This is a genomic window from Clostridium sp. M62/1 (genome assembly GCF_020736365.1).
GTDB lineage: Bacteria > Bacillota > Clostridia > Lachnospirales > Lachnospiraceae > Otoolea > Otoolea saccharolyticum_A.
Window position 1 is genome coordinate 2,406,204 of sequence record NZ_CP085988.1, and the last position, 18,184, is coordinate 2,424,387.

Annotated in this window: 10 protein-coding genes and 1 other annotated feature (1 of these 11 running past the window's edge); of the genes, 2 read left to right on the forward strand and 8 right to left on the reverse strand. The window is 51.7% G+C overall.

Translation table 11 applies throughout. The features are described 5' to 3' along the window. Positions 1-132: a binding site (T-box leader), on the reverse strand (it extends 120 nt beyond the left edge of the window). A 355-nt stretch (positions 133-487) separates the two neighbouring features. Further along, positions 488-1,021, reverse strand: a complete 534-nt coding sequence (gene rbr / locus LK436_RS11260; protein ID WP_008398455.1) for a rubrerythrin — start codon at positions 1,019-1,021, stop codon at positions 488-490. Between the two features lie 405 nt (positions 1,022-1,426). On the opposite strand from rbr, the gene glmS reads away from it, so the two are divergent. After that, a complete protein-coding gene (gene glmS / locus LK436_RS11265; protein WP_008398456.1) occupies positions 1,427-3,265 on the forward strand; it encodes a glutamine--fructose-6-phosphate transaminase (isomerizing) in 1,839 nt (612 codons plus the stop codon). A 159-nt stretch (positions 3,266-3,424) separates the two neighbouring features. Here glmS and codY read toward each other — a convergent pair whose 3' ends face one another. From codY to LK436_RS11295, 6 genes are all read right to left on the reverse strand, one after another. Beyond that, a complete protein-coding gene (codY, locus tag LK436_RS11270) occupies positions 3,425-4,204 on the reverse strand; it encodes a GTP-sensing pleiotropic transcriptional regulator CodY (protein ID WP_008398458.1) in 780 nt (259 codons plus the stop codon). A gap of 336 nt (positions 4,205-4,540) precedes the next feature. After that, positions 4,541-6,643: a type I DNA topoisomerase gene (gene topA, locus LK436_RS11275; protein ID WP_008398460.1), complete on the reverse strand. Its 2,103-nt coding sequence runs from the start codon at positions 6,641-6,643 to the stop codon at positions 4,541-4,543. Between the two features lie 9 nt (positions 6,644-6,652). Continuing rightward, the gene (gene dprA, locus LK436_RS11280) at positions 6,653-7,747 is read right to left on the reverse strand and encodes a DNA-processing protein DprA (protein ID WP_008398461.1); all 1,095 of its coding nucleotides are present in this window, start codon (positions 7,745-7,747) and stop codon (positions 6,653-6,655) included. Further along, entirely contained in the window at positions 7,744-9,309 is a 1,566-nt protein-coding gene (locus LK436_RS11285; RefSeq protein ID WP_044931543.1) for a YifB family Mg chelatase-like AAA ATPase, read from the reverse strand. The genes dprA and LK436_RS11285 overlap by 4 nt, the downstream gene beginning before the upstream one ends. Before the next feature lie 523 nt (positions 9,310-9,832). Next, on the reverse strand, positions 9,833-13,366 hold the full coding sequence (gene nifJ, locus LK436_RS11290; RefSeq protein ID WP_008398464.1) for a pyruvate:ferredoxin (flavodoxin) oxidoreductase: 3,534 nt from the start codon (positions 13,364-13,366) through the stop codon (positions 9,833-9,835). A 218-nt stretch (positions 13,367-13,584) separates the two neighbouring features. Continuing rightward, positions 13,585-15,357 (reverse strand): VanW family protein, encoded by a 1,773-nt coding sequence (locus LK436_RS11295; protein WP_015574101.1) that lies wholly within the window; start codon positions 15,355-15,357, stop codon positions 13,585-13,587. Positions 15,358-15,597: 240 nt separating this feature from the next. Here LK436_RS11295 and LK436_RS11300 point away from each other — a divergent pair, with 240 nt between their 5' ends. Beyond that, positions 15,598-16,545 (forward strand): PHP domain-containing protein, encoded by a 948-nt coding sequence (locus LK436_RS11300; RefSeq protein WP_044931546.1) that lies wholly within the window; start codon positions 15,598-15,600, stop codon positions 16,543-16,545. Here the strand turns inward: LK436_RS11300 and cobA are convergent. Beyond that, positions 16,535-18,163 (reverse strand): uroporphyrinogen-III C-methyltransferase, encoded by a 1,629-nt coding sequence (gene cobA / locus LK436_RS11305; RefSeq protein WP_008398468.1) that lies wholly within the window; start codon positions 18,161-18,163, stop codon positions 16,535-16,537. The genes LK436_RS11300 and cobA overlap by 11 nt on opposite strands. Positions 18,164-18,184: the final 21 nt, after the last annotated feature.

Consider the following 18,184-nt stretch of genomic DNA (forward strand, 5'->3'; position numbering starts at 1 on the left):
CCCGTCGCGGTCTAAAATCTTCGACCGTGCGGCTCTAAGACCATCTTCACATGCCTGTCTTTATTCCCTCACACCAAACGGGAACTCTCTGTGAAAGCATCAGCCTGTTACTCTTCTCTTCACTGCCTTTTCTAGGATTCTCTTTTGAATTTTCCTTTTTTCGAATGCAGTTTCCTGCTTAAGTTGTGATTATCTTAATCCTTTCTGTCCGATTTGTCAACTGTTTTTTTATTTTCAGACAATTCCTGGTAACAATTCAGCCATGCGAGGATTCGGGCAGGAAAATGCGTTGAAAGCGTGCTTTCATAAAATTTTCCTGCCCGAATCTTCATAGAACAAACGCTCAGCGCCTCTTGTCCGCTGCAAGCGGACAAGAAGATACATGGCTGAACTCCTGCAATTTCTGTACAGCCTCAGCAGACGGAACAGATAAGAACCTGCATCATACCCGGCGCCTTCATCGGCAGTTCTTATCGACAGTTCTTATTTAGTAATTCTCCTTGCGTACTTCAAAGAAGCTCTGTGGATGAGCACATACAGGACATACCTCCGGAGCCTTCTTTCCGATGACAAGATGACCGCAGTTTCTGCACTCCCACATGGTCTCCTCGGACTTCTCAAATACTTTCTGCATCTCAACATTGTTTAAGAGCTTTAAGTATCTCTCCTCATGGGTCTTCTCAATCTCAGCCACCATTCTGAACTTGGCTGCCAGAGCTGTAAAGCCCTCCTCCTCTGCCTCCTTGGCAAAGGTTGCGTACATGTCTGTCCACTCATAGTTCTCGCCCTCTGCAGCTGACTTTAAGTTCTCCGGTGTGGAGCCGATTCCGTGGAGTTCCTTAAACCACATCTTCGCATGTTCCTTCTCATTGTTGGCTGTCTGCTCAAAGATGGCTGCAATCTGCTCATAGCCTTCCTTCTTTGCAACACTTGCGAAATATGTATATTTGTTTCTTGCCTGTGACTCTCCTGCAAATGCAGTCTGTAAGTTCTGTTCTGTCTTGCTTCCCTTTAATTCCATGGTAATCCCTCCGTTTAAAATATTTTATTTTAGTAATTATTACTGTTTTTATCTTACACTGGTTTCCAGAATTTGTCAAGAAGTAAAGCAACAATTTCCGGGTGACTTTGAAAGATTATAGCATTTTATCTGTGGGACGCGGCTGATTTCTCATCTTTCAGACAGGCGCCGAAAAAAAATTCGTTTTATTTTCTTAATATTTTCTGAAATTCATTGACACTAAAAGTGATTCTCCTATAATCTGTTACCAGAGAGGCTTACCAGCCCGACGATAAACAGTCCGGCAGTCCAGGCTGCTCTGTCTGAGCTTTCGCAAATGGCGCTGCCTGTTTCCCTTTCGCCCAGGCACCGGCCCGGCAGACTGCGGATTTATAAGACTTTAAATAATAAAGGAGTATTGAAATTATGTGCGGAATCGTTGGCTATATCGGCAGCAGGCCTGCCGCTCCCATTTTACTGAACGGACTTTCCAAGCTGGAATACAGGGGATATGATTCGGCAGGCATTGCCGTCTACAACGGAAAACAGATTGTCATGGAAAAAGTGACCGGGCGTTTAAACCGCTTGAGGGAGCTGACCCGCGACGGCGAAACCCTTCCCGGCCTTTCAGGCATCGGTCACACGCGCTGGGCCACACACGGAAGCCCCTCCGATGTAAATGCCCATCCCCATTTCAACAGGGATGGCTCCATTGTGGTGGTACACAATGGAATTATCGAAAATTATGCCAAGCTGAAACAGACTCTCATCGGCCGCGGCTATGAGTTCCTGTCTGAGACGGATACAGAGGTGCTGGCCCACCTTCTCGACTATTATTATAAAGGGAAGTGTGCAGGAAACCCTCTGGCCGCCCTGACAAAAGTCATGCAGAAGGTAGAAGGCTCCTATGCCCTGGGCATTCTGTTCAGAGATTTCCCGGAGCAGATATTTGCCGCCAGAAAAGACAGCCCTCTGATTGTAGGAGGCAGTGAAGAGGGAAATTTCATCGCCTCCGATGTGCCGGCCATCCTCCAGTATACCAGAAGCGTCTACTATATGGAAAACGAGGAGATCGCCGTTCTCTCCAGGGAGGGAATCCGGTTTTTTAACATGGACGAGGAGGAGCTCTCCAAGGAGCCTGTGACCATCGAGTGGGATATTGACGCAGCTGAAAAGGGCGGCTATGAGCATTTCATGCTGAAGGAGATCTATGAGCAGCCAAAAGCAGTCCGCGACACCCTGACTCCCCGCATCAGAGACGGCAGGGTAGTCATAGAGGAGCTTGGCATGACGGACGAAGAGATCGCCCGCATCCGGAAAATTATGATCGTGGCCTGCGGCTCCGCCTATCACACAGGCGTCACAGCGAAATACGTGTTTGAGGGTATTTCCCGCATCCCGGTAGAGGTAGATCTGGCTTCCGAGTTCCGCTACCGCAACCCCATCTTCGAGGAGGGCACCCTTGTCGTCGTTGTCAGCCAGTCCGGCGAAACTGCCGACTCTCTGGCCGCCCTCAGGGAGGCCCATGAAAACGGGCAGCGGGTCCTGGGAATCGTCAATGTGGTGGGAAGCTCCATTGCCAGAGAGGCTGACAATGTCATGTACACCTGGGCAGGCCCGGAAATCTCTGTAGCCACCACCAAGGCCTACAGCGCCCAGCTGGCCGCCTTCTATCTCCTGGCTCTCCGCTTTGCAGAAGTCAGAAAGACCATCTCCCCCGAAGAATACACAGAGTACATCGCTGCTCTCCTGAAGCTGCCGGAACAGATGGAGGAGATTCTGAAGGACAGGGAGCTGGTTCAGCGCTTTGCAAACCGTTACCTGGCTGCGGATCACATTTTCTTTATCGGACGCGGAATCGACTATGCCATCTCTCTGGAGGGGTCGCTGAAACTGAAGGAGATCTCCTACATCCACTCTGAGGCCTACGCCGCCGGGGAGCTGAAGCACGGAACCATTTCGCTGATCGAGGACGGTACCCTGGTGGTTGCTCTGGCGACCCAGGCACACCTCTATCCGAAGACTGTAAGCAATATCGTGGAAGTCAAGACAAGGGGAGCTTTCGTCATGGCTCTGGCCAATGAGGATAATACAGCGATCGATCAGGTCGCCGACTATACCATCCATATTCCAAATACGAACCGATATTTCACCAACTCCCTGGCAATTATCCCTCTGCAGCTCTTTGCCTACTATGTGTCTCTCGGCAGAGGCCTTGATGTGGATAAGCCGAGAAATCTGGCAAAATCCGTGACTGTAGAGTAAGCTTTCCTGATACTCTGTGAGGACTCTTTCCTAGCTGCAGCCGGGTTTCAGAACAGATAAAGGCCCCTGATGCATCCGGCCGGCAAATCGTCCGGCCTCCATCCGGGGCCTTTATACTGAAACTGTTTCTCAAAAATAAATACTGACGAATAACTGGTTTTACTTGTTCTCAGCCTTCAGGGCTTTCAGCTCATCAAATACAACATCGTTAAGCACCTTGATGTAGGTTCCCTTCATTCCGGAAGAACGAGACTCAATGACGCCGGCGCTCTCAAACTTGCGCAGCGCGTTTACGATTACGGATCTTGTAATTCCCACTCTGTCTGCAATCTTGCTTGCAACCAGGATTCCCTCGTTGCCTTCCAGTTCATCGAAAATGTGTGTGATTGCCTCAAGCTCAGAGAAGGATAAGGTGCTGATGGCGGATTTAACAATCTGAATCTTCCTTGTCTCCTCAGCATTCTCCTCGTTTACGGAACGCATCATCTCCAGGCCCACTACGGTGGTGCCGTACTCGCTCAGGATAATGTCGTCGATATCATACTGCTCATCTGACTTATAGATGAACAGGGTTCCCAGACGCTCTCCCGACATGTCGATTGGCGTGATAATCGCCTGATATTTCTTTACGTTTTCCTCTGCAAAGCCTAGAGTTGCCAGATTCACATTTTCTTTTGTCGACAATACATTCAAAAGACGCTCGTTTAACATATGGTCAACAAAGCCGCCTACCTGATCCTCAATCAGCTCCTCGATCTCATCAATCCCCGGGCAGATAGCCACTCCGAGAACCTTTCCCTTCTTGCTGATGACAAGAATATTCGAGTGAAGAATCTCACTGAGAACTTCACAGATGTCGTTGAATACCACCTTGTGTGAATGATTGTTATGCAATAATTTGTTAATTTTCCTTGTTTTGTCCAACAACTGAACGCTCATTACCAGTTACCTCCTTTTCTTAATCATAGTATTTTAAAATTATTGCTTGCTCAAATAAATTGTAACACGATTTTGTTTTAATAACAAGAGTTTTTCTGGTTTTTTCAACTTTCTTAATAGTTTTTTTTAGTAGCTGGTATAGCTGCAGATGTTTCACAGGTCATTTTCTTCCTGACAGCATTCTGAACAATCACCGAGCTGGCTTTCAACTCTCAGTTTAAAGCATCTCCGCCCTCCCCTGGCGGCTCCTCCATACCAGGGCTGTCTGCTGCAGCGCATTGGCTTCTTCGGCACAAAACAGGCAGGTACCGTTCAGGGAACCTGCCTGCCGATCATCTATTCCTGCTGCTGTCTGTTTTCCTTCGTCTTTACATAGCCGCACTCCTTATTGGTGCACAGGAGTTTGTTGCCCTTCTCCACCATCAGACCGCCGCACTCCGGGCAGCGCTCAGCAGAGGGCTTCTGCCATGACATGAAGTCGCACTCCGGGTTATTCTCACATCCGTAATACTTTCTGCCCTTCTTTGTCTTGCGGATCACAATCTCCTTTCCGCACTTTGGACAGGCGACCCCAATCTTTTCCAGGTAAGGCTTGGTATTCCGGCACTCCGGGAAGCCCGGGCAAGCCAGAAATTTCCCATGAGGACCGTATTTGATGACCATCATCCGGCCGCACAGGTCACAGGGCACATCGCTGACCTCATCAGCGATCTTCACTGCCTCCAGCTTCTTTTCCGCCTCCTTCACCGCCTCCTCCAAATCGGGATAGAAGTTCTCAATAACCGTTTTCCACTGTACCGTGCCGTCCCCGATCCGATCCAGCAGGTACTCCATATTGGCGGTAAAGGCAGTGTCCACAATGCTCGGAAACGCCTTCTTCATCATGCGGTTGACTACTTCGCCTAACTCTGTCACATAGAGGTTTTTATTCTCCTTCACCACATACCGCCTTGCAAGGATGGTTGTGATCGTCGGCGCATAGGTACTGGGGCGGCCAATCCCCTGCTCCTCAAGAGCCTTTACCAGAGATGCCTCTGTGTAGTGGGCCGGCGGCTGAGTAAAATGCTGACTGCTCTCAAGAGCCTCGCATGCAAGCACATCGCCTTTCTCCAGCTTTTCTGAGAGGACTGTGCTCTCCTCCTTCTCATCCTCCTGCACGTAGACAGACATAAAGCCGTCAAATTTCAGCTTGGAGGCAGACAGAGTAAAAAGGTATTCTCCGCCTGCATACCCGGCTGCCACGCGGACGGATGTGGTCTCATACACGGCAGCCTGCATCCGGCTGGCCGCAAACCGCTTCCAGATCAGCTGGTACAGGCGGAACAGATCCCTCGCCAGAGATTCCTTCACCACGGCAGGAGTCAGGGAGATGTCTGTGGGACGGATAGCCTCGTGGGCGTCCTGAATCTTGGCTCCTCCCTTTTTCACCGCTTCCTCTGTGGATACATACTGTTTTCCATATTTCTCTTCGATAAACTCCCTGGCTGTCTTGTCGGCCTCCTCGGCGACACGGGTGGAGTCTGTACGCAGATAGGTGATAAGTCCTATGGTTCCCTTTCCCTCAATATCCACGCCCTCGTAAAGCTGCTGGGCAAGCCTCATGGTTTTCTGGGTGGAGAAATTAAGGGTCTTGGACGCCTCCTGCTGAAGCGTGCTGGTGGTAAACGGGATCGGAGCCTTCTTCACTCTCTCCCCTGTCTTTACTTCATCCACCGTATACTGGGCTCCCTCAAGAGCTGCTGTGACAGCTTCCAGCTCCTCTTTTTTGTGGATGGCCATACGGCCCTCCCTGGTTCCGTAAAATTTGGCTGTCAGCTTTTTCTTTGAGCCTTTTGCCTTGAGTTTTGCTTCCAGATTCCAGTATTCCTCCGGGATAAAGGAGCTGATCTCTTCCTCCCTGTCGCAGATCATGCGCAGCGCCACTGACTGCACGCGGCCCGCACTCAGCCCTCTCTTTACCTTCGCCCAGAGAAGCGGGCTGATCCGATAGCCGATCATGCGGTCCAGAACGCGTCTTGCCTGCTGGGCGTCCACCAGGTTCATATCAATCGCCCTCGGCGTCTTTAAAGCCGCCTTTACGGCATTTTTCGTGATCTCATTGAATGTAATCCTGTATACCTTCTTATCTTTGCAGTCCTCCAGCTTCAGAGCCTTGGAAAGATGCCAGGAAATCGCCTCTCCCTCCCGATCAGGGTCAGTAGCCAGATAAATCTTGTCTGCCTTTTTTACTTCTTTTCTGAGCTTTGCCAGAATGTCCCCCTTGCCCCGGATGGTAATATATTTCGGTTCATAGCCATGTTCAATGTCAATCCCCATCTGGCTTTTGGGCATATCCCTCACATGCCCGTTGGAAGCGTCCACCTCATAATTTGAACCGAGAAATTTCTTGATCGTCTTCACCTTTGCCGGTGACTCCACAATTACCAAATTTTTAGCCATAGCCAACTCCTACCTGAATTTCCTAACGTAATACTGGTTTGATGTCTGGACGGCGAATCCGTCCAGTTCCAGTTTTAAAAGGACTGCCGTACATTCCCCGGCAGGCAGCCCGCTCTCCGTCACAATCTGTTCCAGATGCTTCGGTTGTAAATCTAGGCAACTATACACCATTTTCTCGTTCTTGACAAGACCATTTTCAGTTTTTTTCATAATCTTCCCGTTTTTTTCACTTTTCATGCCCAGAAGGTTCAGCACATCCTCCGGCGTCATGAGAAGCCCGGCGCCGGACTGTATTAGCTCATTGCAGCCGGCGCTTAAGGGATCGGTAACGCGTCCTGGAACTGCAAACACATCCCTTCCCTGCTCCAGAGCCAGACCTGCCGTAATCAGGGAACCGCTCCTTTTCCTGGCCTCCACCACGATCACCAGATCGGAAAGGCCGCTGATAATCCTGTTTCTCATGGGAAAATTGGCGGGGTACGGCGGTGTTTTCGGCACAAACTCCGTGATCAGCCCACCCTGCAGCCCTATCCGCTCAGCCAGCTCCGTATGCTCTCTCGGATAGCAGATGTCGATCCCGCAGCCGAGAATCCCGTAAGTGTCCCCGCCTGCCTCCAGCGCTCCCCCATGCCCTGCCCCGTCGATTCCCAGAGCCAGTCCGCTCACCACCTGAACTCCCGCTCTGGCCAGCTCTCTGGACAGGTACCTGGCCTCCTCCCTTCCATAGTAGCTGCATCCCCTCGCTCCTATGACAGCTGCCGAAGGCCTCTGATCCTCCGGCAGCCTTCCCTTTACGAACAGCCCCAGAGGCATGCCCGGAAGCTCTCTGAGCCGCTCAGGATAGCCGCTGTCGTAGATTGTGATAAAGTCTATTCCCCTCTCCCTGAGCCTATGATATTCTTCTGTGCAGGACTCCAGATTCCTTTTTTCTGAAAGGATCGCTCCCCTCTCTCTGGCCGTCAGGAAGTGACAGGCCTTAAGCTCCTGTTCCTTCATATAATATATGCTTCTGAATCCTCCCGTCTCATTCAGGAGGCGCTCCATTTTTTCGGCCCTCAGCCCTGGCACATGGCACAGCCAGTAGAGATATTCCTTTTCTGTCATTTCCGAAACCCCCAATATCTTTTTTCAAAGCTCCTGTAGGACACAGCCTCGCTCAGATGCACGCGTCCAATCTGCCTCTCTCCGTCCAGATCAGCGGCTGTGCGGGCCGCCTTGAGTATCTTCTCAAGCCCTCTCGCGCTGAAGCCGTAGCTTCTGTATACAGCCTGAAGGAATTTTTCGTCCTCCGGCCTGAGCCGGCAGAATTCTTCTGTTTCCGCAGGCCCCATCTCACTGTTAAACCGGATGGCCATGCCCTTGAAGCGCTCCTTCTGCATGTTTCTGGCTCTTTCCACGCGTTTTTTCATTGAGGCTGAACATTCCTCCGCCTCCTTCTGTTTCGCGCCGTCCTGCCCCCGCAGATCGCTGTAGGACACGGCAGGCACCTCCACTCCCAGATCAATCCGATCGAGAAACGGCCCGGACACCCTGCTCAGATACCTTCTGATCTGCGCTTCCGTGCAGGTACAGCGGCTCTTGTCCGGATAATGGCCGCAGCGGCATGGGTTCATGGCGCAGATCAGCATAAAATCCGCCGGAAACTCCACGCTTCCATTCAGCCTCGACACGGTAATCCGTCTCTCCTCCAGAGGCTGCCTCAGCAGATCCAGAATCCTTGCCGGAAATTCCGTCAGCTCATCGAGAAACAGGACACCTCCCGAAGCCAGAGAGATCTCCCCGGGCCTGGGATTTCTCCCGCCTCCGGCTAGGGACTGGGCCGTGATGCTGTGGTGAGGCGCCCGAAACGGCCTGCGGGTCATAAGAGGAAGCTCCTCCGGCAGCAGGCCGCAGATACTGTACACCTTCGATACCTCTATGGCCTCCTCAAAGGTTACAGCAGGAAGAATTGAGGGGAGCCGTTTGGCCGCCATGGTCTTTCCTGTTCCGGCAGGGCCGATGAGCAGGCAGCTGTGCTTTCCCGCCGCAGCCATCTCCATGGCGCGCTTTACCGTAATCTGCCCGCATATATCTGCATAATCAGGGAAGGCCTCCTCCCCCGTCTCTTCCTCCTTTTCAAACACTTCCCTGGAGAACCACTGCCCGCGGATGTTCTCCGGCCTGCGCAGAAGCTTTGCAAGGCCGCCGAGACTGGAAACTCCCACGATCTCTATTCCCTCCACCACAGTTCCCTCTCTCACATTCCTCTCCGGCACAAAGCAGCGGGAGAACCCCGCCTGCCTGGCACAGTAGACCCGCGGGAGAATCCCATTGACCGGCTTCACCTCCCCGTTCAGGCCGAGCTCACCCAGAAATACGGCTCCTGAGGCCGTCTTTTCAAGTTCCTCCTCCAGGCAGCACAGCACTGAGGCCGCTATGGCCAGATCAAAGGCTGTTCCCTCCTTTCTGACTCCTGCCGGTGACAGATTCACCGTAATTCTCCTGGGCGGCAGAAGCACACCGGAATTTCTCAGGGCAGTTCTCACCCTCTCCTGCGCCTCTCTCACCTCCTCTGACAGGTAACCCACCATGTTGAACGACGGAATCCCGCTGCTCATATCCGTCTCAATGGCAACCAGATACCCCTCTACGCCGCGTATGCCGCAGCTCACTGTCTTGCTGAACAAAATACATACTCCCTTCCCCCGCCGTGATGTGATGCGGGCCTCTGAAACTGAATGATCGATTTGCCAGACAATCCATTCGAAACCTTCTCGGTCTGGAGGCTTCCCGGTATGGAAACTTCTGTTATAGATAATAGAATGGAACGTCATAAAAAGAAATCAATGAAAAATTAAGAAATCAGTGAAAATGATAAGATTCGTAAAATAAGAAATTGCCAGAGATAAAAAACTGTTGAAAAATTGCTGAATGCTGAAGAAAAGAGGTTCAGGAACAGAAAAAAATTCAGAAAAAATGCAGACCGGGCTGGCAGCAGCAATGCACAGACTCGAAACAGAAAATCCTGCTCTCGTCCTGGCATTTTCATTGTCTCACAGATAACAGGATTTTGCAAAGTTTTTTTGCAGAATCTTTTGCAGGATTCTGCAAGGCTAAGCTGTATGGATAAGGATTCTGTATGCAAACCGGCGGAGGAAAAATCCCCCGCCGGCAGCTTAAATCTGATATTGATTGAACGTACCCTTTTAATTAGTCGTTTCCGTACAGTGTAACGAGCTTGGTCAGGTAAGAGTATCTTGCCTTTGCCTCTTCCTCGTTCTTTGCAGACAGCTCTTTTGCTCTCTCCGGATTCTTCAGAGCCAGAGATGCGTAACGAACCTCGCCCTTTAAGAACTCCTGGTAGTCTCCTGTCGGAGCCTTGCTGTCTAAGGAGAACTTCTTCTCAGCAGCCGGGTTGAAGCGGAAGTTGTGCCAGTAACCGCACTCTACAGCCAGCTTCTCCTCTGTCTGAGCCTTGCTCATACCCTTCTTGATACCATGGTTGATACATGGAGCGTAAGCGATAATTAAGGATGGTCCCGGATATGCCTCAGCCTCAGCCAGAGCCTTTACAGTCTGGTTGTAGTCAGCACCCATGGAGATCTGTGCTACGTATACATAGCCGTAGCTCATAGCGATAGAAGCCAGATCCTTCTTCTTAACATCCTTTCCGCCTGCTGCGAACTGTGCCACAGCACCTGTTGGTGTAGCCTTGGAGGACTGTCCGCCTGTGTTGGAGTAAACCTCTGTATCGAATACCATGATGTTGATGTCCTTGCCGGAAGCGAGAACGTGGTCAACACCGCCGAATCCGATATCGTAAGCCCATCCGTCACCGCCGAATACCCACTGGGACTTCTTGCCGAGGAAATCTTTGTTCTTTACGATCTCCTTGCAAACCGGGCAGTCAATTCCCTCTAAAGCGGCTACCATCTTATCTGTAGCAGCGCCGTTTAATGCGCCTACGTTGTATGTGTCAAGCCACTCCCTGCATGCAGCCTTCACTTCCTCGGAAGCCTCAGCGCCTGCAACGATGCCCTCAACCTTTGTCTTTAATCCGTCACGGATTGCGTTCTGAGCTAATAACATACCGTAACCAAACTCAGCGTTGTCCTCGAACAGAGAGTTGTCCCAGGCCGGACCGCGTCCCTGCTTGTTTACTGTGTATGGTGTGGACGGTGAAGAGTTACCCCAGATAGAGGAACATCCTGTCGCGTTGGAGATATACATTCTGTCACCGAAGAGCTGTGTGATTAACTTCGCGTACGGTGTCTCTCCACATCCTGCACATGCGCCGGAGAACTCTAAGAGAGGCTGCTTGAACTGGCTTCCCTTTACTGTTGTCTCCTTGAACTTGGCGATAACATCTTCCTTGATGTCCAGAGTCTGGCCGTAATCGAATACCTTCTGCTCGCCGAGGTTAGCGTCCAGAGCGCTCATGGTGAGGGCCTTCTCACCCTTCTTTCCTGGGCAGACATTTGCACAGGAACCGCATCCTGTACAGTCAAGAGCGGAGATTGTCATGGCGAACTTGTACTCCGGCATACCTGTCATCGGAAGAGCCTTTGTTCCCTCCGGAGCTGCTGCAAGCTCAGCGTCTGTCATGGCGATTGGACGGATAACAGCGTGCGGGCAGACATAGGAACAGAAGTTACACTGGATACAGTTGTCCGGATTCCATGTCGGAACATTTACAGCGATACCGCGCTTCTCATATGCAGAGGAACCGGATGGTGTGGAACCGTCTACATAGTCTACGAATGCGGATACAGGCAGGTTGTTTCCTTCCTGAGCGTTTACAGCTGCCTGAACGGTGTTGACGAACTTCACAACATCCTCGCGTCCGGATGTAGCGTGTGTCATATCCAGTCCCTCGTCCTCGCAGTTTTTCCAGCTCTCCGGAACCTGAACCTCTACCACGTGCTGAGCGCCTGCGTCGATAGCTGCCCAGTTCTTCATAACAACGTCCTCACCCTTGCGGCCGTAGGTTGCCTTTGCAGCAGCCTTCATCAGCTCGTTTGCCTTGTCAGCCGGGATGATGTCAGCCAGCTTGAAGAATGCAGACTGAAGGATTGTATTGATACGTGTCGGGCCCATGCCTGTCTCGATACCCAGCTTCACACCGTCGATGGTGTAGAACTTGATATGGTGCTCGGCAATGTATCTCTTAACCTGTCCCGGAAGGTGCTTCTCAAGGCCTTCCATATCCCATGGGCAGTTTAACAGGAATGTACCGCCGTCAACCAGCTCCTGAACCATGTTGTACTTGCGCACGTATGCCGGGTTGTGGCATGCTACGAAGTTCGCACGGCGGATCAGATAGGTAGACTTAATCGGAGAATGGCCGAAGCGCAGGTGGGACATGGTGATACCGCCGGACTTCTTGGAATCATAGTCAAAGTAAGCCTGAGCGTACATGTCTGTGTTGTCGCCGATGATCTTGATGGAGTTCTTGTTAGCGCCTACAGTACCGTCTGCTCCAAGTCCCCAGAACTTGCAGTTGATGGTTCCCTCTGGAGTTGTAACAAGGGGCTCACCCAGTTCCAGAGAAAGGTTTGTAACGTCATCCACAATACCGATTGTGAATTTCGGCTTCTCTGTGTTATTGTATACAGCTACGATCTGAGCCGGAGTTGTATCTTTGGAACCTAAGCCGTAGCGTCCTGTGAAGATCTCCACATCGCCGAACTTGCTTCCTCTTAAGGCAGCAACTACATCCAGGTACAGCGGTTCGCCGAGAGAACCTGGCTCCTTTGTTCTGTCGAGAACGGAGATCTTTTTAACTGTATCAGGAATTGCATTGATGAATGCCTCTGTGCAGAATGGTCTGTACAGACGAACCTTCACAACACCCACCTTCTGTCCCTGCTTTAACAGGTAGTCGATGGTCTCCTCGATTGTATCGTTTACGGAACCCATGGCAACGATGATGTGCTCTGCATCCGGTGCTCCGTAGTAGTTGAACAGCTTGTAGTCTGTTCCGATCTTCTCGTTAACCTTGTCCATGTACTCCTGAACAATAGCCGGAAGAGCCTCATAGTACGGGTTGCAGGCCTCTCTTACCTGGAAGAAGATATCCGGGTTCTGAGCAGAGCCTTTCTGGCATGGATGGTTTGGATTTAACGCGTTCTTTCTGAACTCGTCGATAGCATCCATATCAGCCATATCCTTCAGATCCTCATAATCCCATGTCTCGATCTTCTGGATCTCGTGGGATGTACGGAATCCGTCGAAGAAGTTGATAAACGGAACCTTGCCCTTGATAGCTGCCAGATGTGCAACCGGTGTTAAGTCCATAACCTCCTGCACGCTGGACTCGCACAGCATAGCGCATCCAGTCTGACGACAGGCGTAGATATCAGAATGATCGCCGAAAATATTTAATGCATGAGTGGCAACGGCACGCGCAGAAACATTAAATACACCCGGAAGCTGCTCTCCTGCAATCTTGTACAGGTTCGGGATCATCAGTAAAAGTCCCTGGGAAGCTGTGTAGGTAGTGGTCAGAGCGCCTGCTACCAGAGAACCATGTACAGCACCTGCTGCACCGGCTTCAGACTGCATCTCAGTGATCTGTACCTTCTGTCCGAAGATATTTGTCCTTCCGTCTGTTGCCCACTCGTCTGTGGCTTCTGCCATAGGAGAAGAAGGGGTAATCGGATAGATGGCTGCAACATCTGTATATGCATAGGAAGCATGAGCTGCTGCATGGTTACCATCCATGGTCTTCATTTTTCTTGCCATGTGAATATTCCTCCTATTAAATGTGAAATATTTATGAGATACTTCCCTCTCGGGAATATTTCCTGCTAAATATTATACCAAGTTTTTGTTAAAATGCAAACGAAAAAGGACGATTCCCGCGTACTTAATTAGAAACAATCCAAAAAAGGAGGAGAAGCCGTGTACGCAGCACTGCTTCTCCTCCTTTTTTGGCTGATGTTTAAAACCTGCCTGCAATTTTAATTTCCCGCCGGTCCTTCTGCCGGTGAATCCGGACCAGCCGGCACTGTCGGACCAGGGGACGGTGTCTGCCCTCCCTCCGGTACCTGGCTTTCGGGATTAGCCGGAACTGTCTCTCCCACTGCCGGACCTTCTCCCGCCGGGCTTCCTGGACCTGCTGGATTCTCCGCCGCCTCTGTAGATGCCGCTGTGCTGTCTGCAGACCCTGCAGATGCCTCTGTACTGTCTGCTGCTGCAGACTCTGTAGGAGCTTCTGTTGTCAGCACAACACCTGAAGTATTTCTTTTGATAATCGCGGCCTTTCCTCTGTAAACGCTGTTGTGGAAATCAATTCTGCTGATCTCCTCACCGTCCTTGTAGGTTACAAGGTCTGTACTCCACCTGCTTCCCGGTGTTGGCTGCTTTACAACCTTTTCCTGATCAGGCTGAAGTGTCTGATCCTCCTCATAGGTCGGCGCGGGCGGATCCAGCTCCGCTGTTTTCTCAGATTCCATACGTACCTTCACACCGCTCTCCAGAACCGGTATTCCGTAAATGGAGCAGGTCACCTTCTGGTCGGAAAAGCTGGCTCTGATGGCCACAGGATAGTCCGAATTATTTACAAACCGGAAATCCGGCCCGCCGTAGCTGACTGCCGCGTCCTCGCCCGGAGTCACATAGGAAGGCTCGTAGCTGTGCGCATGGCGCTCTGTACTTTTCAGTCCTGCAAAGATGACTGCATTGTAGAGAGTGGAAGAAACCTGACACACGCCGCCGCCCGGTTCCTGAATTACCTCACCGTTCAGATATGCCGTAGCCGGCTGATAGCCCTTCTCTGTGGAACGCGGTCCTGTAGTCTCATTAAATGAGAACTCCTGGCCCGGGTTCACGATCGTTCCATTAATCGCCTCCGTGCAGAGCTTCAGATTCTGATTCCTGTTTTTATTATTTGTGGCTGTGGTGGTGTAGGTTCCAATCGTGGTATATTTCTCCTCGAGCTGAGCCGCGGTCAGTTCCGGCTCCACTTCCTTTACCTGGGCCTCAATCACAGCCTTATAATCTTTGTTCCCGACAGCTTTCACAATGTCCTCGGCCAGCCTGTCCTGGTCGATGACAGCTCCCTTTGTTCCCTCTTCAAACTCAAACTTTCCAGTTTCTTTATTGTATCCTGAAATACCGCCGTTTTTGGCGACCATGTTCCAGTTCCCTGCAATCAGGGACGCCTCAGCCTTGGCTGCATCCAGCAGGTTATCCGTGTTGACTTCAAAGGTCGTTTCTGTGCTTCCCCCGTAGATTTCCTCGAGCAGCTCGTCCACTCTGCCCTCCAGCAGATTTCCCACAGAAGCTTCCTTGTCATTGTATGTCACCTTCATATCCCAGCCGTACTGATCAAGGATCTTCTCTCTTGCTTCCTCCTGGGTCATCCCGTCAATGGAAATACCGTCCACAGTGATTCCGCCCTCTGCCGCCTCCCCGGCCGCCGAAGATCCTTCCGTACTCTCAAGAGCGTCTGTTCCTCCGCTGCACCCTCTCACAAGGAGAACCACAGCCAGAATGATTACGATCAGGGCCACTCCATATACTATCCACTGAGTAAAATCTCGGTTTCTGCGCCGTCTTCTGTTGTGCATGTTTCTGGCGCTGTAGGAATAATTCGGCGTACCATGACCAGCTCGGTTTCTGGATGCGGCGGAATGTGAAGAACCTGCCCTTCCAGAGCGGGAAGAAGCCTCCCTTCTGCCTCCTGAATTCGATGTCCTTCTTCTGGAAGAACTTCTGTTTAATTCGCTCATTTTTCTCACCTAAAATTCATAATATTGTATTCTACGCACAAGTATAACACAATTTGTAGAAAATGAAAGAACATATTTTCTTAAAATTTTATTTCCGTCGAAATTTTACCTGGAGCCAGATTTGTGATATGATAGATTGTACTATTTCACTAAGGAATGTTACAGAAGCATTACATCTGGATTACATTCTTTTTATTTCTGCCTGATACAGTTAAAAATTTCTTCGGAGGTATCTGTTTTATGAAATATATTGAGGAATATATTGATCTTCATGTACACTCCAGTGCGTCGGACGGCACTATGACACCGGCTGAAGTGGTGGACTGCGCGGCCAAAGCCGGTCTTTCTGCTGTTGCGCTGACCGACCATGACACGGTGGCCGGAGTCGCTACGGCTCTTGAGGCTGCCAGAATCCGCGCAGACAAAGGCCTCTATTCTCCTGAGGTTATTCCCGGAACTGAGCTTTCCTGTATCTGGGAACACGAACAGAAAAAGACGGAGCTTCACATGCTGGGGCTGTTCGTAGACTGTAAAAGCGGCGCGCTCTGCGCGTTTTTAAATGATGTACTGGCAGCCAGAGAGCGCAGAAACGACGAGATCCTGCAAAGGCTGGCAGCTGACCATATTTACCTCTCCCGCCAGGAGCTGACAGGAGGAAATCCTGACGCCGTCATCACCAGAGCTCACTTCGCCTCCGCCCTCATTGCCAAGGGGATTGTATCTACCACGGATCAGGCGTTCCGAAGGTATCTGGCAGCCGGCGGAAAATACTGTCCCCCAAAAGAGACCGTTTCCCCTGAAAAGGCGGTGCAGCTCATTCTCCAGTCAGGAGGCTTTCCTGTTCTGGCCCATCCCATGCGCTACCATCTCTCCTGGAAGGAAATCGAACTTCTGGCAGGGCAGCTGACAGAGGCAGGTCTGGCCGGACTGGAGGTATACTATTCTTCCCACACCAGGGAGCAGAGCCAGCGCCTCAGGGAACTGTGCCGCAGATTCCGTCTCCTCCCCACCGGCGGCTCTGACTTTCACGGAGCAAAAAAGCCGGACATTCATATGGGAACCGGTTACGGCGGGCTGAGAGTCTCAAAAGCTCTTCTCGACGACATCAAAAGCGCTCTTGTGCAGATACGAAGCAGCTCACAGGGCTGTGACGGGCTGCAGCAGACTCCCGGGACGCCTATGCCCTGACGCTTTGCAGGCTTATCATGCACTCCGCCATGCTGTCCATAGACGGGACCTCTGAGGTCACTGTCCTCATTCCGGCCTCCCTCGCCGCTTTCTCAGTCATCTCTCCGATGCAGACAGCAGTAAAGCCGCAGAGCTCCTCATCGGTGGGGGAGAGAAGTTCAAGAAAGCCCTTCACAGTGGACTCACTTGTGAAGGTAACGTAGTCAAAGGCTTTTTTCTCCAGCAGGATCTTTACCCTCTCCGCCTGCATAGACGGGGCTGGAAATTCCGTGCGGTAAAGCACCGCGTCCTCAAATGGAATTTCTGCCCTGGCAAGCTCCTCACAGAGAGCAGGCGACGCTTTCTGGGCCCGCAACAGAAGAACCTTCACAGGTTTTCCGCATCCGGCCCCTCCTCTGCCATTTTCTCCCCTTTTCTCCTCCTCTTTCATCTCATGGAGGATAGTTTCTGCAAGCCCTCTGCCCAGTTCCTTCGCATAAAAGTTCTCCGGCATGTAGTCTGCATAAAATCCGTACCTGCAGAGGGCCTTTGCCGTTCCCGCTCCGATTACGGCAAATTTAAGCCCCATCAGGAGGCGGATGTCCTTTTTCTCTCTTCTCAGATACTCAAAAAACAGTTCCACTCCGCTGGGACTTGTAAAAACTGCCCATTTAAAGTCCGCCAGTCTTTCCAGAGTACGGTCAAGGAAAGAGGTATCCTCCAGAAGCCTCGGCTCTGCCGCCGGAAGCTCCACAACCTCCGCCCCTGCCTCCCTCAGCCTGCCGGCCATCCCGGCGGAACGTCTTTTCGGGCGCGTCACCAGTATCTTCGCGCCAAACAGAGGTTTTTCCTCCATCCACTGCAGGCTCTCGGAGAGGCTGCACACTTCTCCCACCACAATAATGGCAGGCGGCTTGATATTCTGGCTTTTTCCATCCTCCCACAGCCTTTCCAGAGTCGAGAGCACCCTCCTCTGCCCGGCCGTGGTGCCTTTTTCCAGAAGAGCGGCAGGGGTGTGTCTGTCCATTCCTCCCTCGATGAGTCCCCGGCAGATCGTCTCCGCTGAGGTGACTCCCATAAGAAAAATGAGAGTTCCCCCTTCGCGGGCCAGGGCACTGTAATCCATATGGGCCGGCTCTCCATTTTTTCTGTGGCCTGTTATCACGTGAAAGGAAGGAGCCATCCCCCGGTGGGTTACCGGGATACCGCAGGCGGCCGGCACGGCAACGGCGGAGGTGACCCCGCAGACCACCTCAAAGGGAATTCCGTGTTCCTGCAGAACCAGCGCCTCCTCGCTTCCTCTGCCGAACACAAAGGGATCTCCCCCCTTCAGCCGGACGACTCTGCGCCCTTTTTCAGCTTCCTCCACCAGAATTTGGTTGATCTCCTCCTGAGATTTCGTGTGAGAGCCTCCCCGCTTTCCCACATAAATCTGTTCTGCCCCCTCGGGAATCCATCCGAGAATCCCGTCCCCTACCAGGGCGTCATAGACAACCGACTGGGCCTTTTCCAGAACCTCCCTGCCTCTGAGGGTCAGGAGTCCTGCGTCGCCTGGCCCGGCTCCTACCAGCCATACCTTTCCACGGTTTACCGTTCTCTCGGACTGCCTTTCGTCCTGTCCTTTTTCCTGCATATTCATCTATCCCTGTTCCTCTCTGTC